The sequence below is a fragment of the Streptomyces sp. NPDC019531 genome, from assembly GCF_044903305.1.
Lineage (GTDB): Bacteria > Actinomycetota > Actinomycetes > Streptomycetales > Streptomycetaceae > Streptomyces.
Map to the genome: position 1 here is coordinate 55,181 of NZ_JBJDQL010000038.1, position 24,765 is coordinate 79,945.

Consider the following 24,765-nt stretch of genomic DNA (forward strand, 5'->3'; position numbering starts at 1 on the left):
GTGTTCGTCATACCGAACACCCGCCCCGATGGAGGAGCACACATGGCACCGCCCCTCTCCAGACGATCCCTTCTCCAGGCCGCCGCCCTCGCGGCCGCGGCCCCCGCGATCACCTACGCGGCGACCGGCAGGGCCGTCGCCGCCGTTTCGCAGGCACCGTCCGTGTGGACCGCCCAGCCCTTCGCCCTCGGTGAAGTCGCCCTCGGTTCAGGCCTGTTCGCCGACAAGCGCAAGCTCATGCTCGACCATGCCCGCGGCTACGACGTGAACCGGCTGCTCCAGGTCTTCCGTGCCAACGCCGGTCTGCCCACGGGCGGCGCGGTCGCCCCCGGCGGCTGGGAGGGGCTGGACGGGGAGGCCAACGGCAATCTGCGCGGCCACTACACCGGGCACTTCCTGACCATGCTGTCGCAGGCGTACGCGGGCACCGGCGAGCAGGTGTTCGCCGACAGGATCGCGACCATGGTCGGCGCCCTGACCGAGGTGCGCGCGGCCCTGCGCACCGACCCGAAGATCCTCTCCGCGGCCGGGAAGTTCGGCACCGCCCAGGAGAACGTGCGCGGCTCCTACCAGTACGTCGACCTGCCGTCGGCCGTCCTCGGCGGCGCCTCGGCGATCACCCTGTCGGCGTGGGTCAGACCCACCCACGACGGCAACTGGGGCCGGGTCTTCGACTTCGGCAACGACACCACCACGTACCTGTACCTGGCCGCCCGCAACAGCTCGGGCGTCCCTCGCTTCGCCATCACCAGCAGCGGGGCGGGTGGCGAACAGGGTCTCAACGGCACCGCCGCGCTGCCGCTGAACCAGTGGAGCCACCTGGCGGTCACGATCTCCGGCACGACCGGCACGCTGTACGTCAACGGCACGGCCGTGGCGACGAACACCGCGATGAACCTCAACCCGGCGGCACTCGGCACGCTCGGCAACAACTGGCTGGGCCGCTCCAACTACTCCGGCGATCCCGTGTTCGCGGGCGCCTACGACGAGTTCAACGTCTGGTCCCGGGCCCTGACCTCCGCCGAGATCACCGACCTCCAGTCCAACTCTGCCTCCGGCACCTCCGCCGGACGCGGCGACCTGGCGTCGTACGACTTCTCCGAGACCACCGGCGGCGCCTTCGCCGACGCCTCCGGCCGCGGCCTCACCGCGACGCTGCGCCGGACCTGGGGCGGCCCCAGTCACCCAGGGTTCCTGGCCGCGTACCCGGAGACGCAGTTCATCCAGCTGGAGTCGATGACCTCCAGCGACTACAGCAGGGTGTGGGCGCCCTACTACACCGCGCACAAGATCCTCCGGGGTCTGCTGGACGCGTACGCGGCCACGGACGACGCCCGGGCGCTGGATCTCGCGTCGGGCATGGGCGACTGGATGTACTCCCGGCTGTCCGTGCTCCCCGAGGCGACGCTGCAGCGGATGTGGGGCATCTTCTCCAGCGGGGAGTTCGGCGGCATCGTCGAGGCGATCGTCGACCTGCACGCGTACACCGGGAAGGCCGAACACCTCGCGCTGGCCCGCCTGTTCGACCTGGACAAGCTGATCGACGCGTGCGCGGCGAACACCGACACGCTGAACGGGCTGCACGCCAACCAGCACATCCCGATCTTCACCGGTCTGCTGCGGTTGTACGACGCGACGGGCGAGGCACGGTACCTCTCCGCCGCGAAGAACTTCTGGGGCATGGTCGTCCCGGTCCGGATGTACGGCATCGGCGGCACCAGCACCGGGGAGTTCTGGAAGGCCTCCGGGGTGATCGCGGGCACGATCGGCGACGCGACGGCGGAGACGTGTTGCGCGTACAACATGCTGAAGCTGAGCCGGACACTGTTCTTCCACGAGCAGTCCCCGAAGTACATGGACTACTACGAGCGGGCCCTCTACAACCAGGTGCTCGGTTCCAAGCAGGACAAGGCCGACGCGGAGAAGCCTCTCGTCACGTACTTCATCGGGCTGACGCCCGGTCATGTCCGGGACTACACGCCGAAGCAGGGCACCACCTGCTGCGAGGGCACGGGCATGGAGAGCGCCACCAAGTACCAGGACTCGGTGTACTTCAAGGCCGCCGATGGCAGCGCGCTGTACGTCAATCTCTACAGCCCCTCTCAACTCACCTGGGCCGAGAAGGGAGTGACGGTCACTCAGACGACGAGCTATCCGAGCGAGCAGGGCACCACGCTCACCTTCGGCGGGCGCTCCGCGGCCTTCGGACTGAAGCTGCGGGTGCCGTCGTGGGCCACCGCGGGCTTCAAGGTGACCGTCAACGGCAGTACGGTGCGCGGGACTCCGGTCGCCGGGTCGTACTTCACGGTGTCGCGGACCTGGCGGGCCGGAGACGTCGTCCGTGTCTCCGTACCGTTCCGGCTGCGGGTCGAGAAGGCCTTGGACGACCCGACGTTGCAGACCCTGTTCTACGGCCCGGTGAACCTGGTCGCCCGCAACTCGGCGACCAGTTACCTCTCGTTCGGGCTGTACGCCAACGCGGCCCTCTCGGGCGATCTGCTGCCGACGCTGACCCCGGTGAGCGGGAAGCCCCTCCACCACACGCTGAACGGCACCGAGTTCGCGCCCTTCTTCGAAGGGACCGAGGACCCGACGCACGCCTACTTCCGGCGCTCGGAACCCAAGGTCGTCTTCGGCAAGCTCGACTCCGGTGTGGTCAACCCCGTGAAGTCCGGCGGCACTTCGCTGCTCGACGAGATCTGGGCGGGGGCGCCCTTCGCGACGAAGAGCGCGCTCGTCACCAAGGTGCGGTCGACGGTGAGCTCCTGGGTGGCGGCAGGGCTGCTCGGCCAGGCGGACGGCCGGACGGTGGTGGCCACGGCACAGCAGGCGACGTACGTCTCCTGAGATCGGGCGAACTCCCCGAGGGCGCGGGCGCCTTACACGGCGCCCGTCACCTTGGCGACGAAGGCGGCGAGGTTCGTCACCGTGCGCCGGATCTTCTCGTCCAGGGTGAGCGTCTCGTGCAGCCGTGCACCGGCGCCCGCGCCCCTCTTGCCCCGCACATACAGCGAGCACGCGAGGTCGTCGCACATGTAGGCGCCGACCGAGTTGCCCTGCTGCCCGGCCTTGCCCGCCCTCCGCGCGACCATCAGGGAGACCCCGCCGGTGTGGGTGGTCAGGCACATCGAGCACATGCTCTTGCGGGTCTGCGAGGAGCCGGCGGCGGAGGCGCGCAGCGCGAGGGCCGTCGGGCGGTCGTCCAGAACGGTCACGAGGTAGGCGCGGTCGGGGGCTGCGGGTCGCGCCAGCCGAGGTAGTCCAGGTCCTCCCACGGCCGGTCGGCCAGGTCGCGGGGCACGGACAACCGCTTGGCCTCGCCCTTGGTGCAGTTCACGAAGGCGGTACGGATCTCTTGTTCGGTCAGCGGTTCCATAAGCTCACGCTAGTTTGCCTAATAGCTTTAGGCAAACGCATAATTGGTTCTGGCATACGGGAGGACGGTTATGGCACGAGTGGGGCTGACCACGGAACGACTGGTTCGGGCGGGCGCGGAGCTGGCCGACGAGGTGGGCTTCGAGCACGTCACCGTCTCGGAGCTCGCCCGGCGCTTCGACGTCAAGGTCGCGAGCCTGTACTCGCACGTGAAGAACTCCCAGGACCTCAGGACCCGTATCGCCCTGTTCGCGCTGGAGGAGCTCGCCGATCTGTCCGCGGACGCGGTGGCCGGACGGGCCGGCAAGGACGCCCTGACCGCCTTCGCCAACACTTACCGCGACTACGCCCACACACACCCCGGCCGTGCCACCGCGGCCCGGCTCAGGCTCGACCCCGAGACCGCGGCCGCCAGCGCGGGCGTACGGCACGCGCAGATGATGCGGGCGATCCTGCGCGGCTACGACCTGCCCGAACCGGACCAGACCCATGCCGTACGCCTGCTGGGCAGCACCTTCCACGGCTACGCGAGCCTGGAGGGGGCAGGCGGGTTCAGCCACAGCTCCCCCGACTCCGAGGAGTCCTGGAACCGGATCCTGGACGCCCTCGACACACTGCTGCGCAACTGGCCCACCGCTCGATCGACAGGCTGAGGACATGCCCGACTGGATCACCACCGCCATCACCGCCGAGCTGCTGCGCGGCGCCCTCGACGTGGAGCACACCGAGCACGGGGTGCTGCCGCACCGGCTGCCCGCCCGGGCCCGCGCCCAGAACACCGACAGTCAGTTGGCGATGGCCGAGTCCCAGCCTTCCGGGGTACGGCTGGTCTTCCGCACCCGGGCCACCGCGGTGGAGCTGGAGACACTGCCGACCAAGCGTGCCTACGTGGGTGCGCCGCCCCGGCCGGACGGCCTGTACGACCTGGTCGTGGACGGGCGCCCGGCCGGGCAGGGCAGTGTGTTCGGCGGCAGTGTCATCACCATCGACATGGCTGCGGGGACATCCGAGGTGCGGCCAGGGCCGCCCGGAACCGTCCGTTTCGACGGGCTGTCCGGCGAGGCCAAGGACGTCGAGATCTGGCTGCCGCACAACGAGACCACCGAGCTGATCGCCCTGCGCACCGACGCGCCGGTCGAGCCCGCGGCCTCCGGTGACCGCCGGGTGTGGCTGCATCACGGGAGCTCCATCAGCCACGGCTCCGACGCGGCGAGCCCGACGACGATCTGGCCCGCGTTCGCGGCGACTCTGAGCGGTGTGGAGCTGATCAACCTGGGGCTCGCCGGGGGTGCGCTGCTCGATCCGTTCACCGCACGGGCCATGCGGGACACACCTGCCGACCTGATCAGCCTCAAGATCGGCATCAACCTCGTCAACCACGACCTGATGCGGCTGCGCGCGTTCGGCCCTGCGGTCCACGGCTTCCTCGACACGGTCCGTGAAGGGCATCCGGATGTGCCGCTGCTGGTGGTGTCACCGATCCTGTGCCCCATCCACGAGGACACTCCCGGGCCCTGCTTCCCCGACTTCAGCGAGATCGGCGAGGGAAGGCTGCGGTTCAGGACACTCGGCGACCCGGCGGAGAGCACAAGCGGGAAGCTGACGCTTCAGGTGATCCGCGAGGAGCTGTCCCGGATCGTGAGGCAGCGGTCCGCCGAGGACCCGAACCTGCACTACCTGGACGGCCGCGAGCTGTACGGCGAGGGCGACGCGGAGGAGCTGCCGCTGCCGGACGACCTGCACCCGGATGCCGCGACGCATCGGCGGATGGGGCAACGGTTCGCGGGGCTGGCTTTCGGGGCCGACGGGGTGTTCGCCAGCGACTGAGGTAGTGGCGCGGCTTCCCGTGAAGCTACCCCTGCGCTTGACCGCGCCGGACGTTCCCCACGCCGTGCCCATCCCCGCCGCCGCCCCTCTCGGGCCGTAGCCCCCGCTCCGGCTCCGGCTGGGCGCGGCCCCGAGAGGGGCGCACCGTCCGTCCCGGACGATCGCGAAGCTACCCCCTGCGCTTGGGCTTCCCCCGTCGGACACCTGCGCCCTTGGAGCCGCCGGATCCGCCGCGGGACCCCTTGGCCCCGCCGGACGATCCCCGCGCCGCACCCTTCCCGGCGCCCGCCGGCTTGCGGCCGCCGCCCTTCTCGGGCCGTTGCCCGCGCTCGGGCTCCGGCTGGGTGCGGCCCCGAGAGCTGTTCACCGTCCGTCCCCGGACGATCCCGATGAAGTCCTCGACCATGTCCGTCGTCGCGTCCTCACGCCAGGAGAGGGCCACGCCGGATTCCGGGGCGTCGGTGACCGGGCGGTAGGTGAGGTCGCGGCGGTGGTGGAGGCGGGCCAGGGACTGGGGGACGACCAGGACGCCGATGTTCGCCGCCACGAGCTCGACGGCGTCCGCCGTGCTGGCGGGGCGCTCGAAGGCCGGTTCGCCGGGCGGCCGGTCCCAGCCGATGACGTCGTCGAGGGGGTGCAGGACGACCTCGTCGGCCAGGTCCTCCAGGGTCACTTCCTCCGCCGCCGTCACCACGTGGTCCTTGGGGACCACGACGACCGTCGTCTCGGTGTAGAGAGGGATCGCGCTGAAGACCGTACGGTCCACCGGGAGCCGGACGAAGCCCACGTCCGCGCCCCCGTCACGCAACACGTCGGAGGCCTCGGCGGCGGACACCTGGACCAGCTCCAGGGGGATGTCCGGCAGACGCTCGTTCCAGATCCGCACCCACTTGGCGGGCGTCACCCCGGGGACGTACGCGAGCCGGAAGGAGGGGGGTTCTGGCGAGTCTGTCACGCGGCAAGGTTACCCACTGTGGTCGGAGGTCTCGTGCGCGGCCGATAGTCTTGACTCCATGAAGTCGCACCAGACCGCCCAGACGATGAAGCCCGCGACCGCGGCGAAGAAGCTGGGTGTGTACCTCCCTGCCACCCCCGCGGAGTTCCAGGAGGGCGTGGTCTCGCGCGCCGAGCTGAACGAACTGCAGGCCAACCCGCCCCAGTGGCTGCAGGACCTGCGTCAGAACGGTCCGCACCCCCGCCCGGTCGTCGCGGCCCGGCTGGGCGTCTCCATCGCGGGTCTCGCCCGCGGCGGAGTCACCGAGGCCCTGACCACCGAGCAGATCGAGGCGCTGCGGCAGGACAAGCCCGAGTGGCTGGAGAAGGAGCGCGCCACACAGGCGGAGGTCCGCAAGGAGTCGGCCCGCATCAAGGAGATGAAGCAGGGCCAGTAGTCCTGACCCGTGCCGGAAAACTCCGGTGCGCCGGGTCGAACACCTCTGCGACCATTCCGGCATGGTCCACCGTCTGGAACGCCTGGTCATCCGGCACACCCTTCGCCTCCCCTCCCCCGCGGGCCCCGTCGGGCAGGGTGACGTCGCGGCGCGGCAGTTCGACGCCGCGCTGATCTCCGTCGGCTTCAAGCTGTCGGCGGACGCGCTGAGGCGGTTGTCGGGGCTGTCCGAGGGCACGGTCGTTGACACCGCAGTGCGCACGCTGGAGACCGTGCGCGAGATGGTCGGCGACCATGTGCAGCACAACGTCTACTTCAGGGACTTCCCGGCGAACGTCCCGGACACCTTCGAGTTCTGGACGCGCTGTGTGCGCGAGGCGCTGGAGGACCGCAAGGCCCGCCCGGGCGTCCTCGCCCAGCTCCGCGACGGCGTGATCAACCTGCTCACGCTGCCTTCGTACGGCAACTACCGGCACACGTACGACGAGATGCTCGCCGCCCATGACGAGCTGACCGCCGCGCTCGGCGACCGGCTGACCGTCCTGCACCTGGGCGGCACGCCGGCCGACGAGGTAACCGCCCTCTACCTGGCGCTGGCCGGCAGCACCACGCCGCTCGGCGAGGAGCACCTGGCCGACCTCAAGGTCCTCGCCGAGCACTGCGCGGACGGCCCCCAGCCGGAGACGATCCCGGTGCGGGAGAACCGCGCGGTGGTCAACGAGGCCCGGCTGAAGGCGGGTTCGGTCCTGCTCCTCGACACCGTCACCGATGTGCTGCGGCTGGCCTGCGCGTTGTCGGGCGGGGACGTGTCCCTTCAGGAGCGGACACGGTTCCGGGCGCTGTCGCGGCCGGTACGCCGGGCCCTGCTCGCGGGGCTCGACTCGGTCGTCGCGGCGGCCCCGGCGAAGCTCGCCGACGTCCTCACCCACCGTGAGGCGTTCAAGCGGCTCGGCGAGCGTCTCCACCCGCATGAGTACCCGCAATGGCCGCACGCCGCCGAGGTGTTCGCCGTCGCCCGGGGCGAGAAGAAGGCGCACACCTTCGACGCCCGGGTCGAGGCGCTGCTCGGCGCGGACGACGTGACCGGGGCGGCGGAGCTGCTCAGGTCCGCGCCCGGCAGGCTCTTCCGCGCGCTGGACCGGCTGCTGCGTTCCGCCGCCACACAGGAGGAGCGGGACGCCGTGGTGGCCGCCGCAGAGGAGGTCGCGCCGGAGGTCTCCGGGCGGGTCGTGCTGTCGGTGCGTGAGTACCTGCACAACCGGGCCGAAGAGACGGGCAGGCAGCGGGTGTTCATCAACCGGGCCGGCCGCGCGCATGTCGCCGACGACACGCGTGCCGTCGTACCGGAGGCGGACCGCAAACGGCTGATCGCCGCGCTGGACGCGGAGGTGGGTCGTCGACTCCCGGTCCCGGAGCGGCTGTTGGTCGACCCGGACATGCTCGACGTGGCGCTGCCGCTCAGCGGGCGGGCGACCGCGGCCGGGCTCGGTGTGCTGCCCCGCGGCTCCGTCTCGCCGGTCGAAGGGGAGCTGCTGCGGTTCTTCGTGTACTGGAAGCAGAAGCAGCGCATCACCGACTACGACCTGTCGGCGCTGCTGCTGGACGCGCGGTACGACACGGTGTCGTGGCTGTCGTACACCAATCTCACCGAGGTGGAGGGCGAGCACTCCGGCGACATCACCAACGCTCCCGACGGGGCCTCGGAGTTCATCAACCTGCGGCTCGGTGCGGTGCGGGGCACGTACATCGTCCCGCAGGTCAACGTCTACTCCGGGGAGAAGTTCGAGGACGCCGAGGAGTCGTTCTTCGGGTTCATGCTGCGCGAGGCGGAGCAGCAGGGGCGGCCCTTCGAACCGCGTACCGTGCGGATGAAGTCGGAGCTGCGCGGTCCCGGCCGGGTGGCGCTGCCGCTGGCGTTCCGGCGTGCGGAGGACGGGAGTTGGCACGCCAAGTGGCTGCACCTGTATCTGAAGGGGCATCCGGCGTACAACCGCGTCGAGGGCAACCAGGTGTCGGTGGCCACGCTGCTGCGCGGCATCGTCGAGCGCGAGCAGCTCACGGTCGGGTATCTGACCGAGCTGATGGCGAACAGCGGTACGGACGTGGCGACTTGGGACGCCGAGTCGGTCCCGGACGGGCCCGTGACCTACATCGGTCTGGAGCGGCCCGAGGGGCTGCACCCGGACTCGGTGGTCATCACCCCGGAAAATCTGCGCGACCTGATCCCCGAGTGACTGCTAGCGTTCGTCCTGGCGAGGCCATGGAAGGGCTTCCTTCTCCATTCGATGAGCCCCCATGGGGCTCGGATCTCCAGCCTTTCCGCTCTCCTCGCCCACGACGTGACACTGACAGCGAGGCCATGAAGGGGCTTCCTTCTATCCGGTTTCGAAACCGGGCCTCCTAAGCTCCAGCCCCTTCGCTCTCCTCGCCCACGACGTCACGCGCCCAGGCGGCCCCGGACCGGTGCACTCACCGCTCCAGGGCCGCCTTCGCCGTGCTGAGCGCCTGTTCCGCGTACCCCCGTCCGAACAGCACGGCGTGCACCAGCAGCGGGAAGAGCTGGTGCAGGCCGATGCGGTCGGCCCAGCCGTCGGCGAGCGGTGCCGTGCGCTCGTAGCCGCGCAGCACCTCGTCCAGGTGCGGGCAGCCGAAGAGGTGCAGCATCGCGAGGTCGGTCTCGCGATGGCCGCCGTGCGCGGCCGGGTCGATCAGCCAGGCGTCACCGTCGGCGCCCCAGAGGATGTTGCCGTTCCAGAGGTCTCCGTGGAGTCGCGAGGGCGGTTCGGCGGGGCCCGCGAGGCCGGGCAGCCGCCCGCAGAGCCGCTCGATGACGGGAGCCTCACCCCCGTCGATCGTGCCGCCGTCCACCGCGAGCCGCAGATACGGCAGCACCCGGTGCTCGGCGTACCACTCCGCCCAGTCGGCGCCCTCGACGTTCCGCATCGGCGCTCGACCGATGTACGCCTCCCGTGGACCTCCGGGCGGCCCGGCACCGAACGCGGGCGCACCGGTGGCGTGCAGCGCGGCCAGGCCGCGGCCCAGCTCGACCGCCGCGTTCCCGCTCGGGCGGCCCCGTGGGACCAGGTCGGTCACCAGCCAGTGGGTGTCCTGGCCGTGCACGGTCGGCACCCGGACCGACCCGGCCTCGGCCAGCCAGCGCAGTCCCGCCGCCTCCGCTCTCGCCGCCTCAAGGGTGTCGGCACGCTTGACCATCACCGCCCGGCCGTCGTCGAGGGTGACCTCGGCCAGCGCGCCGGACAGCGGACGCTCCGCGGTCGCCGTACGGCCGGTGAGCCGCGCCGCCGCCACACCCGGTCCGTCACCGTCGTCGTACACCTGGGCCTCCCTGCTCCTTCGACACTGTTTCGCACCAGCGTTCCCGAAGGCGCTCGTGCACAGCCTCAATGAAATCTCCCCGTCATGTCTTGACGTACGGAAGAAACGATCCGTAGCTTGGCCGATCATTTAGATTCGTGAAGCGGGTTCACGGATATGAACGGAGAGTGCGCATGGGCGTTCGCCATCAACTTCGACCAGCAGCTCCAGAGCAGGGCGTCCACCTAGGACCTGCCGGACGTCGTGATCAACGACGGCCCTGATGGGCAATTGCCAGAGCCAGGGGCTGCTCAAGCCGATCGACCCGCCCTCTCCGTCCTGCGCACCGACCCCGAGGTCGGCTCCGGTGTCGTCCTGGCCGGTGCGGTCATCGCCCTGATCCCCAGCCTGATCGTCTACCTGCTCCTCCAGCGCTCGCTGGTCACCGGCATCGCCGCCGACGCCACCAAGGGCTGACCCCGACCCCCACGTTTGAGGGAGACATGAAGTTCCAAGGAGTGCTGTTCTTCCCGGTGACGCCGTTCGCCGCGGACGGCTCGCTGGACGAGGAACGGCTCGCCCAGCACATCGAGAACGGCGTCGCGGCCGGTGCCGGAGGCGTGTTCGTCGCCTGCGGCACGGGCGAGTTCCACGCCCTGACGTCCGACGAGATCGAGCGGGCCACCCGGGTCGCGGTCGAGACGACCGCGGGCCGGGTACCCGTCCTGGCCGCGGCCGGGGGTCCCACCCCGGTCGCCCGCGACCAGGCCGCCCGGGTGGCGCGGGCCGGCGCCGACGGAATCCTGCTGCTCCCGCCGTACCTGGTGACGGCCCCGCAGCAGGGCCTGGTGCGCTACGTCGAGGAGGTGACCGCCGCGAGCGACCTGCCCGTCGTGTTCTACCAGCGCGGTACCGCCCGCCTGACCGCGGACACGGCCGCCGAGATCGCCGCACTGCCCAAGGTCGTCGGCCTCAAGGACGGCCTCGGGGACATCGAGCGGATGCACCGCATCGTGCGCGCGGTGCGGGCCCTGCCGGGCACGGAGGACTTCCAGTTCTTCAACGGCCTCCCGACGGCGGAGATGACCGCGCCCGGCTATCAGGGCATCGGCGTCCCGTTGTACTCCTCCGCCGTGTTCGCCTTCGCGCCGGAGATCGCCCTCGCCTTCCATCGGGCGCTCGCCGAGGGCGACCGACCGCTGGTCGACACGCTCCTCGACGAGTTCTACGGCCCCCTCGTCCAGCTCCGCGACGAGGTCCCGGGGTATGCCGTGGCGCTCGTCAAGTCAGGAGTGGCCCTGCGTGGCCTGGACGTCGGTGGTGTACGGGCACCCCTGATCGACCCGACGCCGGAGCATGTCACACGCCTCTCGAAACTCATCGACCACGGCCTGGAGGTGGTCGCCGCATGAGCGACCCGACTCGGATCAAGGAACTGATCGTCACCCCGATCGCGTTCCGCGACCCGCCACTGCTCAACTCCAACGGCGTCCACGAGCCCCTCGCCCTGCGGATCATCCTCCAACTCGTCCTGGAGGACGGCACGGTGGGCCTCGGCGAGTCCGCCGGCGGGGTCGCCCGGCTGGAGCGACTTGAAGCGGCCGCCGAGGTGGTCGTCGGCATGGACGTCTTCGACACCACCACCGTGTCGGCCGCGATCGACGCCGCCCTGGCGCCGGCCGTGTCCCGCTCCCACGATCGCGGCTGGGCCACCTCCGCCGTGGAGGTGGCCTGCCTCGACGCGCAGGGCAAGCTGCTCGACCGCCCGGTCAGCGACCTGCTGGGCGGCACGGTCCGGGACTCGGTGCCGTTCGCCGCGTACCTCTTCTACAAGTGGGCCGAGCACCCGGCCCTGGACGGCCGCGCCGCCGTGGGCGACGAGTGGGGCGAGGCCCTGGACCCGGCCGGCATCGTGGAGCAGGCCCGGCTGATGCAACAGCGGTACGGGTTCAGGTCGTTCAAGCTGAAGGGCGGTGTCTTCCCGCCCGACGAGGAGATCGCCGCGATCAGGGCGCTCGCGGAGGCCTTCCCCGGCCAGCCGCTGCGCCTGGACCCCAACACGGCCTGGACGGTGGGGACGTCGAAGTACGTCGCCCGTGAACTCGACGGAGTCCTGGAGTACCTGGAGGACCCGACCAAGGGCATCGAGGGCATGGCGGAGGTGGCGAAGGACGCGCCGATGCCGTTGGGCACCAACATGTGCGTGGTCGCGTGGGAGCATCTGAAGCCCGCGATCGAGCAGAACGCCGTCCAGGTACTGCTCACCGACCACCACTACTGGGGCGGCCTGCGCCGTACCCGTGAACTGGCCGCGGTCTGCGAGGCGTTCGGGCTCGCCCTGTCGATGCACTCCAACTCGCATCTGGGCATCAGCCTGGCCGCCATGACCCATGTGGCCGCGGCGATCCCGAACCTCGACCACTCCTGCGACACGCACTACCCGTGGAACCACGCCGACGACGTGATCCGCCCGGGTGTGCTGGAGTTCCGCGACGGCGAGGTCAAGGTACCGACCGGGCCCGGCCTCGGTGTGGAACTCGACCACGAGGCCCTGGACCGGCTGCACCGCCTCTACGTCGACTCAGGGGTACGCAGCCGCGACGACACCGGGTACATGCAGCGGTTCCAGCCCGACTACAAACTCAGGCTCCCCCGTTGGTGACAGGACCCCCATGAGACAAGGCGCCCGGCGAACCCGGGCGCCTTGTCTCTTTCCGGCCCGCTGGGCGCCGCGAGTGTCCTGCTCAGCTGCTCTTCCGACAGCGGGCCATGGGCAGGTCCGCCATGAGCTGTTGCCATCGGGGGCCGTCGGATGCACGGGTCAGCCGGCACACATCGGCCTCGCGGGCGCGCACGTCGGGATTCCACAGCCGTACGCTGCCGTCGATGCCGCTGCTGGCCAGCGTCCGCCCGTCCGGGGCGAACGCCACGCCCCACACGGCGCTGGTGTGACCGGTGAGGGTGGCCAGCAGACCCTGCTTCCGGGTGTCCCACAGCCGCACGGTGCGGTCGTTGCCGCTGCTGGCCAAGGTCCGCCCGTCCGGGGCGAAAGCGAGCCCACGGGCCGAGCCGGTGTGTCCGGTGAGGGTGACCAGCGCCCGGTGCCGGACGTAGTCCCACAGCCGCACGCTGCCGTCGTTGCCGCTGCTGGCCAGCGTCCGCCCGTCCGGGGCGAAGGCCACGGCGCGCACCGCGCCGGTGTGTCCGGTGAGCGTGGCGAGCGGCTGCCGCCGGGGAACGTCCCACAGCCGTACGGTCAGGTCGTCGCTCGCGCTCGCGAGGACGCGGCCGTCGCGGCTGAACGCCACCGCGTTCACGAAGTCGGTGTGTCCGGTGAAGGTGGTCAGCAGCCTGCCCCCGGCCACGTCCCACAACCGGACCGTGCCGTCCAGACCGGCTGACGCCAGCGTCCGGCCGTCGGGGGCGAAGGCCACCGAGAACACCGCACCCGTGTGCCCCCGCAGCACCGCGAGCGACCGACGCCGGGCAACGTCCCACAACCGCAGAGCGCCGCCGGAGCCCGCCGAGGCCAGCGTGCGTCCGTCCGGGGCGAAGGCCACCGAGAACACCGCACCCGTGTGCCCCCGCAGCACCGCGAGCGACCGACGCCGGGCAACGTCCCACAACCGCACCGTGTGATCCGCGTCGGCGGTGGCCAGGGTCCGCCCGTCCGGGCTGAACGCGGCGTGCCAGACCTCCGTGAACGGGCGGGCCGTCAGCGCCGAACGGCTCAGGTCCCACAGCACGACGGACTCGTCGAACCCCGCCGTGGCCAGCAGCGTGCCACCGGGGTCCACCGCCACCCCCAGAACGTAGTCGGTGTGCCCCGACAGGGTGGTGGTGATCCGGTGACTGCGGACGTCCCACAGGCGTACCGCGCCGTCGCCGGCGGCGCCGATCACCGTGGTGGAGTCTGGGGTGAAGGAGACGGCGTTCACATCGTCGCTGGTGCCCGTGAGGGTGCCGGCGGACCGAAGCCGCGCCGTGTCCCACAGGCGCACCACGCGGTCGGCGCCGCCCGAGGCGACCGTACGACCGTCGGGAGCGAACGCCACGCCCAGGACCTCGGCGGTGTGGCCGGTGAGGACGGCCACGGACCGGCGCCTGATCACGTCCCACAGCCGCACGGTGTGGTCGGAGCCGCCCGAGGCCAGGGTCCGTCCGTCGGGGCTGAAGGCCAGGGCGTTGACGCCGTCCCCGTGGCCGGCGAAGGTGGCGATCGGCCGGTGCCGACCGGTGGCCTGCCACAGGGTGATCGTGCCGTCGGAGCCCGCCGACGCCAGCGTCCGCCCGTCCGGGGTGTAGGCGACCGCTCGCACCGGGGCGTTGGTGGTGAGGGTGGCGACGACCCGTCGCGCGGCCACGTCCCACACCCGCACGGTGCCGCCCGTCGCACCCGAGACACCAGCGGCGAGCGTGCGGCCGTCGAGGCCGAAGGCCACCGAGCGCACTTTGCCGCCGACGGCGAAGACCGCGTCCTGCCGTCGTCCGGCGGTCCGCCAGAGCCTGACCGTGCCGTCACTGCTCCCGGTCGCCAACAGCTGGTCCTCTGGCGCGAAGGCCACGGCGTTGACCGGCCCCGAGTGCCCGGTCAGCCGGCCGGCGAAGTACTGCGCCTGGGTGCTGAGCAGGGCACCGCGGGCCTCCGTGGTCGGTTCGGTGCGGTAGGCCTCGGCGGCGAGCAGCAGGGCGGCCTCCGGCTGCGCGCTCGCCATCGCGGTCGACCGTACGGCCAGTGACTGGGACAGCGTGACACGGCTCTGCCGCAAGGCCTCGGAACGCTGCTGATAGGCGAGCCCGCCCGCGGTGACGGCCAGGCCCAACAGGACCGCGAGAACGGCGAGAAGGCGGCGCTGCCGACGCGCCTGACGCCGATCGGACTCCTGCCGCCGGAGCTCCTCGGCCCGGCTCGCCTCGAAGAACTCCGCCTCCCGCGGCCCGAGTTCGGCACGGTCCGCTACATCCCGGGCCCACTCGGTGACAGCGGACAGCCGGGGCCCCCGGTAGAGAAGGGAGGGGTCGCGCCTTTCGCGCTCCCATTCGCCGGCCGCGTCGGCGAGTTGCTGCCGGATCAGCAGTCCGGCCCGGTCCGCGTGGATCCAGCCACGCAGTCTGGGCCAGACGTGCAGCAGCGCCTCGTGGGTGATCTCGACGGTGTCCCGGTCCACGGTGATCAGCCGGGCCCGTACGAAGGCGTCGAGTGCCGTGGCCGCTGCCGTGGGGTCGGGGAGTTGCTCCAGCAGGACCGCACGGTTCAGCCTGCGCCGGGTCTCCTCGCTGCCGTCACCGAGCTGAACGAGCCGGACCAGGGCCTGGCGGATCATGGCCTGTTCGGCGGGATACAGGCGGGCGAAGCCGGTCTCCGCCGTCCTCGCGACGGCGCCCTGGATACCACCGCTGTGCTCGTAGTCCGTGATGGTCAGCGTCCGTCCGTCCCCGCGCTGCCAAGTGGCCATCAGCGCGTGGGAGAGCAGAGGAAGGGCGCCGGGCGGCGCGGGCGCCGACTCGTCCCGGTCGGCCGGTCCGTCCGCCGGCTGCGGTCCGTGCGGTGCGGCGGTCGGATCCGAGCGCAGTCCCACGTCCCGCAACAGCAGTTGGACCAGGCCTGGTGCGAGCACGAGTCCGGCCTGTCGGGCCGGTCGGGTGATCGACTCGCGCAGTTCCCGTACGGTCATCGGCCGCAGCACGAACAGCCCCGCGGCGAACACCGCGGCGAGCTCGGGATGGTCGAGGCAGCGGCCGGTGAAGTCGGCCCGCATGCCGAGGACCACCGCGGACGGGGCTGCGCGGGACTCGGCGTCTTCCGTCGGATCCGGTGTCGACAGGGCGCACAGCACCCGGATGAAGGCGCGCCGTTCGGCCTCGTCCGAGCAGAGGGTGAAGACCTCCTCGAACTGGTCCACCAACAACACCAGGCGGGCCGGGGGCGGTTCGCGGTCATCCCGCCCGGGAAAGGTACGCTCCCCCGCTGGCTCGCGGTCGTCCTGCCCGGGAAAGGTGCGCTCCCCCACCGGTTCAGGGTCGTCCCGCCCCGGAAAGGTGCGCTCCCCCACCGGCTCGCGGTCGACCCGCCCGGGCCGGTCACGGTCCCCCACCCGCTCACGGTCGACCCGCCCCGACCGGTCACGGTCCCCCACCCGCTCACGGTCGACCCGCCCCGACCGGTCACGGTCCCCCACCGGTTCACGGTCGTCCTGGCCGAGCCTTGAGCGGTCCCCCGCCAGGGCACGGCCCCTCGCCCGTGTGACCGCGGCGGTCAGTTTGGACGGGGCCTCGCGCAGTTCCGCTGCCGTGACACCCAGGTCCTCGCCCAGCGCCTTGGAGGTCCGGGACAGCAGTTCTTCGAGCGGGCGGGCCGTCGGGGTGAGGACCACGACCGGCCACTCGCGCGACCCCGCCATCGGCAGCGCGCCGTTCCGCAACGCGGGGACGAGTCCGGCGTTGAGCAGTGACGACTTGCCCGCTCCGGACGGCGCCACGAGCAACAGCGGTCCGCTGCCCACCCGTTCGAAGAGCCGGTCCACCAGCGCGGCGGTCGTACGCTCACGACCGAAGAACCAGCGGGCGTCCTGCGTGGTGAAGGCGGCCAGACCTCGGTAGGGGCATTCCCGATCCGGCTCCTCGGGCCGCCGGGTTCGCTCGGCCGTCGGGGTCCCCCGTAACAGCCGTAGGAGAGCGCCGCCCGCGAGCAGAGCCTCGTCACAGCGTCGTCCCACATCCGGCGTGGCCGGTTTGGAACCGTTCTCGATCTTGCTCAGATAGCCCTTGCTGTAGTGCACCCGCTGGGCGAGCGCGGTGAGCGACAGTCCTCTTTGGCGTCTGAGACGTCTCAGCTCGGAGGCAAAGTCCGGCGGCGTACCACCGGTTCCTCGTCCATCGGCTCGCCCGTCCCCCGTGTCTCCGGTCGTGTGCGGGTTCTCAACCACGCCACCTCCCCACGGCGGTCCGTGTCCCCCCGTTGGTCACGTCTCCCACCGCCGCCCCAAGTCCACGCTACAGCCGGGCCTGTTGGGGTCCCGGCGGCGATCAGAGGCGGGTGTTTCCCTGTTTCCCGTTGTCGGTGGTCGACGGGAAACGTCTCGACATGCTCATGACCTGGGCCAAAGCTCGGAGTCCGGGTCGGCCGTCAAGCCGGCCCATGGAGAGGATCTTTCAGGGAGGGAACCATGAGGACCCGTACACTTTCGGCCGTTGTGGCGGGGTCGGCCACCGCCGCACTCCTGCTGACCGGTGTCGGCACGGCCGCGGCCGCCCCGGCCAAGTCGGACAAGCACAGCAAGGCCGCCGCGCCCGCCGCGGCCCCGGCCGGCGCGACCTGGGACGGCTACATCTACCTGTACTACAGCACTGCCGCCAACAGTGCCTGGAGCAGGTTCTACTACGCCGTCCCGGACTTCGCCGGATACACCTTCACCAACGGCGTCGACGGCCTGGGCCAGCGCGTGAAGAACAACGTCAACCGGGCATGGAACAACGACGGGTACAACGCCGCGAACATTTGGTACAACGAGAACTACCAGGGCGCGGTGGACACCTTCTACCCCGGCGAGGCCCGCCAGCTGAAGGTCGGGGTGCGCAATGACAACGCCTCGCTGAACTGGACCTACGTGGGCTGACCGGGTGTGCGTGGCGGCGGGCCGTGAAGACTCTCTCCCGGCCCGCCGCGACGGCACCACATCGTCGGGCACGACCGGCCCGACCCACTCTCGTCAGCCACCCGGCACAGGGGAGACGTACATGCGCACGCCGTCAACAGGTTCCGGCTGCAGGGGTGTTCGGGCCATCGCGGCGCTCGGCGCCCTGGCCGGTCTCGTCGCGCTCACCGGTTGTTCGGACGGAGCGGGCGCCGCCTCGCCGCGGGAGTCCGCATCCGTTACAACACATCAGGGGGGCACCACAGGCCAGGAACCGCCTCCGGTGGCCGAGACACCGGTGATCCTCGATGTGCGGACGCTCGTCCTGCCGATCGAGCCGTATCTGTTCACCAACCGTCAGATGACCGGCATCCTCCGTGCCCGACAAGCACTGGTGGCCCCGTGCATGCGGCAGTTCGGCATCGACTGGCCCGCCGGCCGGACGCCCGGTGACAGTACCGCCGCCGATCCCGGCATGAGGAACGCGGCCAACATCGCACGCCGCTACGGCATCACGGATCCGGCCGACGCGGCACGCCACGGATACCACCTCGCCTCCGGGAACCGGCAGAAGTCCGCCAAGGGCTCCTCCAGCCGGCCGGACGCGGACACCCTGGCCGTGCTGACCGGACGTACCGACGACGGCGCCCCGGCCCCGATTCGCTATCACGGCCGGGCGATACCGGAGGGGGGCTGCCAGGGCCAGGCGACCGCACGGCTCACCGGCGATCCCCAGGGCTTGGGCAACGACCAACTGGTCAACGAGATCAACATAGTCAGCTACCAGCGGTCCCAGGCCGACGCCCGCGTCAAGTCGGTCTTCCGCGCATGGTCGGCCTGCATGCGCCAACGCGGCTACTCCTACGCAGCACCCACCGAAGCCCCCGGAAAGGCCCCGCAGTTCACGGGCCCGACACCCACCCGGACGGAGATCGCGCTGGCGCGCGCCGATGTGGCGTGCAAGCGGGACACCAACGTGATCGGCGTCTGGTTCGCCGTGGACGCCGCCTACCAGCGGCAGATGATGAGCTCGAAAAGCCGGGAACTCGCACGGGCGAAGAACAGCATCCGCACCCAGACGGCGAACGCGGACCGCGTCCTGAACGGCGACCGCTGAGGGCACCGGCGGTCACCAGTTGGGTGTGCCCGCGGCGCTCGGCCCGGACCGGTGCTTCAATGTCACCCCCGGGCGGAGGAGCGACGGCATGGGTGGTGCGGAGTCGGGCAGAGCCCTGGTGACCGGCGGCAGCGGTTTCGTCGGCAGTCATCTGGTACGGCGGCTGCTGGAGCGGGGCTACGAGGTGCATGCCACCGTGCGCAGCCTCGCGAACGCGGCGAAGGTGGGGCCGCTGCGGGCCATGCAGGACGAATTCCCCGGCAGGCTCATGCTGTTCGAGGCGGACCTGCTCAAGGAGGGCTCCTTCGACGAAGCCATGGCGGGCCGCCGTGTCGTCTTCCACGTCGCCTCGCCCTTCTTCATGCCGGAGAAGATCAAGGACGGCCAGAGGGACATGGTCGACCCGGCCCTGATCGGCACCCGCAATGTCCTGGCAAGCATCGAGCGGACCCCGACGGTGGAGCGGCTGGTGTTCACCTCCACCGTCGGTGCGATCTTCGGCGACTACGCCGACGTGCGGGACATGGAGGGGCAGATCCTGTCGGAGAAGTACTTCAACACCAGCAGCACGGTGGAGAACAACCCGTACCACTACGCGAAGACGGTCGCCGAGCGCGCGGCCTGGGACGCGGAGGCCGCGCAGGACCGCTGGCGCATGGTGTCCGTCAACCCCGGCCTGGTCCTGGGCCCTTCGCTCGCGCCCGCCTCCGAGTCCGGCAGCCTCTTCCTGCTGGAGGAGCTGTTCAAGGGCTACTTCTTCTACGGCGCCCCGGACTTCAGCTTCACCACGGTGGACGTCCGTGACGTGGCCGACGCGCACATCGCGGCCGCGGAGAAGCCCGACGCGAAGGGCCGTTACATCCTGGCCGCGGAGACGATGACGTCGTTCCATGACATGTCCCGCATCATCCGCACCCGGTACCCGCGCGGTCTGCGCATCCCGCGCACCGCGCTCCCCCACTGGCCCGTGCGCATCCTGGGGCCCGCCTTCGGTCTCACCCAGGACTACATCCGCAAGCACCTCGGCATCCGCTTCCGGGTGGACAACAGTCGCAGCGTGAACGAACTGGGCATCACCTATCGGCCTGTCGAGGAGACGGTCCTCGACCACTACGAGGCGTGGCGTCGGCAGCGGGGCAAGAGCTGACGCTCACCAGGCTCTCCATCCGGCAGGCGACGAAGGTCACAGTTACATCTCACACTTTTCACACTTCAATCTTCACGTGAGCCTCACAAGTTGGCTAAGTTGACGGGCGAGCAGCACGACGGAAGGGGCATGTCTTTCATGGCGCCGGATCGAACTTCGCGCAATGGAGGGTTGAGCCTCCCGGCCAAGCGCAACTCCGCGCTCGCGACGGCCGCGTTGGCCTCCGCCGCCCTCCTCCCCCAGTCCGGGAGCGCCGCCGCGGACGAGGGACCGAGTCGCGACGAGGTGAGCCGGCGGGTCACCAACCTCTACGACCGGGCCGAGTCGGACTCCGGCACGTACAACGCCACCCGCGCGGCCCGGAGGGCGTCGAGCACCCGCGGCCGTACCCCCGGTGTGGCGAGCGGCGGTGGCCGCAGTGCGGACAGCGACCCCGCTCTCGACACCATCGCCAAGCAGTGGTACGGCGTGGGGCGCGCGAAACTGGGCCCGTTCGTCGAGGCGACCCTGCCGGCCGACCGCGTTCCGGCCCGTCCCGCCGAGACACGGCGCCCACGTCCGGCGGACGCTCCCACGGCACGCGAACCGAAGCCGGCCGAACGGGCCATGCCGGAACTGACCGCCAAGCCCATGCTCGCCCTGCCGGCCGCACCGGAACCGGCCGCCGCCACGCCGGACCAGCCGACCGCGTGGGCGGCCCTGGAACCGGCCCCGCAGAACGACACGGGCACCGGCGAGATAGCCGTCGTGGGCACCCCACAACTCGGCACCGGCTACCCGGAGTACACCGCACAGCCCGCCGCCCCGGGCACGGGATTCCCGGAGTCCAGCGGGCAACTCGCCACAGGTTTCCCCGAGTACACCACCCAGGTCGGCTCCAGCTTCCCGGAGTACACGGGACAACTCCGCGCGAGCCTCCCCGAGTACACCGGGGAACTCGGCACGGACCTTCCCGACTACACCACGCAGGCCGACACCAGCCTCCCGCAGTACACCGGACAACTCCGCACGAGTCTCCCCGAGTACACGGCAGAGGCGAGCACCGGATTCCCGCAATCCACCGGCCAATTCAGCACCGGGCTCCCCGAATACACCGGCCAATTCAGCACCGGGCTCCCCGAATACACCGGCCAGTTCAGCACCGGGCTCCCCGAATACACCGGCCAATTCAGCACCGGATTCCCCGAATCCACCAGCCAGTTCAGCACGGTGCTCCCCGGCTACACCGCACAGCCCACCACCGGCTTCCCCGAGTACTCCCCGCAGCTCAGCGCCCCGCTCGCCGCGATCGCACCCGCGCCGATCGACACCACCCAGGCCGTCCCGGACGTCCCCCAGGCCGTCCAGGCCGTCCAGAGCATCCCTGCCATCCCCGCCCCCCGAACCCCCGAGCCGCAGTGGCAGGCCCCCCTGCCGAGCGCGGCCCCCGTGGACCCGGCCCCCTCCCTCCCCACCGCCGACCCCGGTTACGACTCGAAGGTCATCCAGGTGCTCGCCTTCGCCCGCTCCCAGATCGGCAAGCCCTGTGTCTGGGGCGCGGCGGGCCCGGGGTCGTACGACAACTCCGGTCTCACCCAGGCCGCCTGGAAGGTCGCCGGTGTCTCCCTCCCGCGTACCTCGCTCGGCCAGGCGAGCGCCGGCACGGCGGTTCCGCTGTACGCCATGCAACCCGGCGACCTGGTCTTCTTCCACGACGACTTCAGCCATGTGGGCCTGTGCACCGGAAACGGCATGATGATCCACGCGCCGGGCCCGGGGGCCTCGATCCGCGAGGAGTCGATCTACCCGACCGGTGAGTCGATCATCCGCGGCGCGATACGGCCCGTCTGACCCGCCCCACCCCGAGACCACGGCACAGCACTCCCTTCACGCACGCCCCTGGACGCCCCGCGAAGACCTCGCCTAGGGTTCCCGAGAAAGCGCTTTCTGGCCTGACCATGCCAACCAGGGGAGCGTCTGTGCCGCATCGGCAGTGGACCCGCAAGTCCTTTCTCCAGGGAATGGCCGCCGTCGGAGCGGCCCCGTTCCTCCCCGGCCTTCTCCCGGCAAGCGCCCACGCGGCCTCGTCGGGCGGCCCCGACTTCCCGCTGGCGGCGGGCGGCAGGGCGGTCGCCGTCTTCGTGGACGCGGCGGACGACCCCGCCGTCATCCGCGCCACGGGCGACCTCCAGGCGGACGTCGAACGAGTCTCCGGGACCCGCCCCGAACTGCTGCACACGCTCCCCCGGAGCGCGCCGCTGCTCGTCCTGGTGGGCACCCTCGGCGCGAGCCCCGTCATCGACCGCCTCGTCACACAGGGCCGCCTGGACGTCTCCCGGGTGAAGGGCCGCTGGGAGGCGTCCGTGACGCAGGTGATCGACCGCCCGCTCCCCGGTGTCGACCGTGCCCTTGTCATCGCGGGCAGCGACCGGCGCGGCACGGTCTACGGGATCTACGACACCTCGGAACGCATCGGCGTCTCGCCCTGGTACTGGTGGGCCGACGTCCCCGTGGAGCGCCGGGACACCGTAACGGTCCCGGCCGGACCCTTCACGCGCCATGAGCCGTCGGTCCGGTATCGCGGCATCTTCATCAACGACGAGCAGAACCTGACCACTTGGTCGAACCGTACCCAGGAGACCGACAAGAACATCGGCCCCGAGACGTACCAGCGCGTCTTCGAGCTGCTGCTCCGCCTCAAGGCCAACTACCTGTGGCCGGCGATGCATCCGTACTCAGACTTCTTCAACAAGTACCGGGAGAACCCCGAACTCGCCGACCGCTACGGCATCGTCGTCGGCTCCAGTCACCCCGAGGCCCTGCTGCGCAACGGCGTCCACGAGTGGGAGCCGTGGATCGCGGAGCATCCGAACCCCGACGGCAGCGCGCCGGTCTACGACTACACGGTCAACCCCGCTGTCATCTCCGACTACTGGAGAGCCCGGGCGAGACAGAACGCCGCGTACGAGAGCAGCTGGACGCTCGGCATGCGCGGTCTGCACGACACCGCGCTGGAGACGAAGTACGCGACCACGATCCCGGAGAAGGTCGTGGTGATGAACGACATCATCGCCGACCAGCGCCGGATCCTCACCGAAGAGGTCGGTGCCGCGGCCGAGCCGCAGATCTTCATCCCGTACAAGGAGGTCCTGGACCTGTACAACGCGGGCGTCCAGGTCCCCGACGACGTCACGCTCATCTGGCCGGACGACAACCACGGCAACATGCGCCAGCTGCCGAACGTCACGGAACGCGCACGGCCGGGCGGCAACGGGATCTACTACCACCTCTCCTACTGGGGCCGCCCGAAGAGCTATCTCTGGCTGGACACCACCCAGGTGGCCAAGGTCTGGCAGGAGTTGCGTCGGGTGTACGAGCACGGCACCGACCGTATGTGGATCTTCAATGTGGGTGACCTCAAATCGATCGAGACCGGTCTGTCGTTCGCGATGGACATGGCCTGGGACGTGGACCGCTGGGAGGCCGACGAGGTCGAGGGCTTCCTCGCGGAGTGGGCCGGGAAGCAGTTCGGGCGGCGCCACGCCCGTGAGATCGCCGCGATCCGCACGGAGTACTACCGCCTCGCCGGGGAGTTGCGACCAGAGTTCATCGCCGCGGGCCTCGTCTCCGTCGTCCACCACGGCGACGAGGCGGGGCGCCGGATGGCGGCCTACGACCAACTGCTCGCCCGCGTCCGGGCCGTGAGCGCCGAAGTCCCCGAGACCTACCGGGACGCCTTCTACGAGTTGGTCGAATACCCGGTGCACGGCGCCTGCTTGATGAACCTGAAGTACTACTGGGCCGACCGCAACGCACTCGCGGTCCGGCAGGGCCGCGGTATCGGCGCGAACCGCTTCGCGGACCTGGCGCTCGCCGCGCACACGGCGGAGGCCGCGCTCACCAGCCGCTACAACACCGAGGTCGCGGGCGGGAAATGGGACGGGATCGTCAATCCGTACCCGTCCCAGATCCCCAAGGCGCCGGGGCGCCCCGCCGTCACCCGGGTGGCCCGGCAGGAGACCTCCGGGCTCGGGGTGGCGGCCGAGGGGAACGAGACCGGGGCGGCCCGTCCGCTGTCCTTCTCCTCGTACACCCGTGACCGCCGCTTCGTCGATGTCTTCAACACCGGGTTCCTGCCTCTGGACTGGGCGGCCGAGGCCAGTCACCCCTGGGTGGTGCTGAGCACGGCAGGCGGCTCGCTCACCGAGCAGCGGCGGGTGTGGGTGGAGATCGACTGGGAGCGTGCGCCCGAGGGGGCGCAGGAGTCCACGGTCGTCCTCACCGGCGCCGGGCAGCGCTTCGAAGTGCCGCTACGGGTGGTCAACGGTCGCAGAAGGGCTCGTGGATTCGTCGAGGCCCACGGTTATGTGTCGATCGACGCCACGCACGCCGACCAGCGGGTGACACGCGGCGGCTCCCGCTGGCGGACCGTGCGGGGCCTTGGACGTCGTACGGGAGCCGTCGAGGCCGTTCCGTCCACGGCGGCTCCGATCACCGGTGACTTCGCCTCCCGTGCGCCCGAGTTGCGGTACCGGGTGCGCTTCAGCAGCACCGGGACCTTCCCCGTCACCGTCTTCCGGCTGCCCTCGCTGGACGAGCGCGGACAGCGGCGCGTGGCCGTCGGCCTCGACGACCGGCCGGTGACCGTCCTGTCCGGGCAGGCCGTCGCGACCGGTAACCGGGGGGATGCCTGGGCCCGGCAGGTGGAGGACGGCGTCGAGAGGCTGACCGCCACGGTGACGGTCGCCGAGGCGGGCGAGCATGTGCTGAGGATCTTCATGGTCGATCCCGCGATCGCGGTGGACCAGATCGTGATCGACACCGGCGGACTGCCCGCCACCTATCTCGCGCCGCCGGAGAGCTTCCATCCGGTGTTCAACCCCGAGCCCGCCACCGGCCCGGGTCTGGAGGCGCCGGACCAGTAGGTCCGGTTCCCGTGCGGGCCGCCGGTCCCCCGCGCCGGCGGCCCGCACGAAAAAGG

At 70.9% G+C, this 24,765-nt stretch carries 16 protein-coding genes and 1 pseudogene; 13 read left to right on the forward strand and 4 right to left on the reverse strand.

Annotation, left to right across the window (positions count from 1 at the left end):
• Positions 1-42 precede the first annotated feature (42 nt).
• Entirely contained in the window at positions 43-2,847 is a 2,805-nt protein-coding gene (locus ACI2L1_RS33710; protein WP_404743217.1) for a beta-L-arabinofuranosidase domain-containing protein, read from the forward strand.
• Between the two features lie 32 nt (positions 2,848-2,879).
• On the opposite strand, the pseudogene ACI2L1_RS33715 reads toward ACI2L1_RS33710, so the two are convergent.
• Positions 2,880-3,376, reverse strand: a pseudogene (locus tag ACI2L1_RS33715) (FBP domain-containing protein).
• A 70-nt stretch (positions 3,377-3,446) separates the two neighbouring features.
• Between ACI2L1_RS33715 and ACI2L1_RS33720 the strand changes: the two are divergent.
• Together ACI2L1_RS33720 and ACI2L1_RS33725 are read left to right on the forward strand one after the other, a co-directional pair.
• Entirely contained in the window at positions 3,447-4,028 is a 582-nt protein-coding gene (locus tag ACI2L1_RS33720) for a TetR/AcrR family transcriptional regulator (RefSeq protein ID WP_404743218.1), read from the forward strand.
• Positions 4,029-4,032: 4 nt separating this feature from the next.
• Positions 4,033-5,202 carry a GDSL-type esterase/lipase family protein gene (locus ACI2L1_RS33725; RefSeq protein WP_404743219.1) on the forward strand — a complete coding sequence of 390 codons (1,170 nt, stop codon included), beginning with the start codon at positions 4,033-4,035 and terminating at the stop codon, positions 5,200-5,202.
• Positions 5,203-5,371: 169 nt separating this feature from the next.
• On the opposite strand, the gene ACI2L1_RS33730 is transcribed toward ACI2L1_RS33725, so the two are convergent.
• Positions 5,372-6,157, reverse strand: coding sequence for a LysR substrate-binding domain-containing protein (locus ACI2L1_RS33730; RefSeq protein ID WP_404743220.1), 786 nt, complete (start codon positions 6,155-6,157; stop codon positions 5,372-5,374).
• A 58-nt stretch (positions 6,158-6,215) separates the two neighbouring features.
• Here ACI2L1_RS33730 and ACI2L1_RS33735 point away from each other — a divergent pair, with 58 nt between their 5' ends.
• Both ACI2L1_RS33735 and ACI2L1_RS33740 read left to right on the forward strand, forming a co-directional pair.
• Positions 6,216-6,593 (forward strand): DUF5997 family protein, encoded by a 378-nt coding sequence (locus tag ACI2L1_RS33735; RefSeq protein WP_404743221.1) that lies wholly within the window; start codon positions 6,216-6,218, stop codon positions 6,591-6,593.
• A gap of 61 nt (positions 6,594-6,654) precedes the next feature.
• The gene (locus ACI2L1_RS33740; RefSeq protein WP_404743222.1) at positions 6,655-8,826 is read left to right on the forward strand and encodes a hypothetical protein; all 2,172 of its coding nucleotides are present in this window, start codon (positions 6,655-6,657) and stop codon (positions 8,824-8,826) included.
• 235 nt (positions 8,827-9,061) lie between these two features.
• Here ACI2L1_RS33740 and ACI2L1_RS33745 read toward each other — a convergent pair whose 3' ends face one another.
• Complete coding sequence (locus ACI2L1_RS33745; protein WP_404743223.1) at positions 9,062-9,928, reverse strand: fructosamine kinase family protein; 867 nt, start codon at positions 9,926-9,928, stop codon at positions 9,062-9,064.
• A gap of 270 nt (positions 9,929-10,198) precedes the next feature.
• On the opposite strand from ACI2L1_RS33745, the gene ACI2L1_RS33750 reads away from it, so the two are divergent.
• Genes ACI2L1_RS33750 through ACI2L1_RS33760 form a run of 3 tightly spaced genes read left to right on the forward strand, consistent with a single transcriptional unit; the run spans position 10,199 to position 12,569 of the window.
• Complete coding sequence (locus tag ACI2L1_RS33750; protein WP_404743224.1) at positions 10,199-10,384, forward strand: hypothetical protein; 186 nt, start codon at positions 10,199-10,201, stop codon at positions 10,382-10,384.
• Positions 10,385-10,410: 26 nt separating this feature from the next.
• Positions 10,411-11,319: a 5-dehydro-4-deoxyglucarate dehydratase gene (locus ACI2L1_RS33755; protein ID WP_404743225.1), complete on the forward strand. Its 909-nt coding sequence runs from the start codon at positions 10,411-10,413 to the stop codon at positions 11,317-11,319.
• Entirely contained in the window at positions 11,316-12,569 is a 1,254-nt protein-coding gene (locus ACI2L1_RS33760; RefSeq protein ID WP_404743226.1) for a glucarate dehydratase family protein, read from the forward strand. The genes ACI2L1_RS33755 and ACI2L1_RS33760 overlap by 4 nt, the downstream gene beginning before the upstream one ends.
• A gap of 82 nt (positions 12,570-12,651) precedes the next feature.
• Here the strand turns inward: ACI2L1_RS33760 and ACI2L1_RS33765 are convergent, their stop codons facing one another.
• Positions 12,652-16,833, reverse strand: a complete 4,182-nt coding sequence (locus tag ACI2L1_RS33765; RefSeq protein ID WP_404743227.1) for a helix-turn-helix domain-containing protein — start codon at positions 16,831-16,833, stop codon at positions 12,652-12,654.
• A gap of 240 nt (positions 16,834-17,073) precedes the next feature.
• Here ACI2L1_RS33765 and ACI2L1_RS33770 point away from each other — a divergent pair, with 240 nt between their 5' ends.
• The 5 genes from ACI2L1_RS33770 (at position 17,074) to ACI2L1_RS33790 (ending at position 24,709) form a co-directional block, all read left to right on the forward strand.
• Positions 17,074-17,523, forward strand: a complete 450-nt coding sequence (locus ACI2L1_RS33770) for a hypothetical protein (RefSeq protein ID WP_404743228.1) — start codon at positions 17,074-17,076, stop codon at positions 17,521-17,523.
• Between the two features lie 301 nt (positions 17,524-17,824).
• Complete coding sequence (locus ACI2L1_RS33775; protein ID WP_404743229.1) at positions 17,825-18,658, forward strand: hypothetical protein; 834 nt, start codon at positions 17,825-17,827, stop codon at positions 18,656-18,658.
• A gap of 88 nt (positions 18,659-18,746) precedes the next feature.
• A complete protein-coding gene (locus tag ACI2L1_RS33780) occupies positions 18,747-19,805 on the forward strand; it encodes an NAD-dependent epimerase/dehydratase family protein (protein WP_404743230.1) in 1,059 nt (352 codons plus the stop codon).
• Between the two features lie 171 nt (positions 19,806-19,976).
• Positions 19,977-21,635 carry an NlpC/P60 family protein gene (locus ACI2L1_RS33785; RefSeq protein WP_404743231.1) on the forward strand — a complete coding sequence of 553 codons (1,659 nt, stop codon included), beginning with the start codon at positions 19,977-19,979 and terminating at the stop codon, positions 21,633-21,635.
• Between the two features lie 170 nt (positions 21,636-21,805).
• Positions 21,806-24,709 carry a glycosyl hydrolase 115 family protein gene (locus ACI2L1_RS33790; RefSeq protein ID WP_404743242.1) on the forward strand — a complete coding sequence of 968 codons (2,904 nt, stop codon included), beginning with the start codon at positions 21,806-21,808 and terminating at the stop codon, positions 24,707-24,709.
• Positions 24,710-24,765 lie beyond the last annotated feature (56 nt).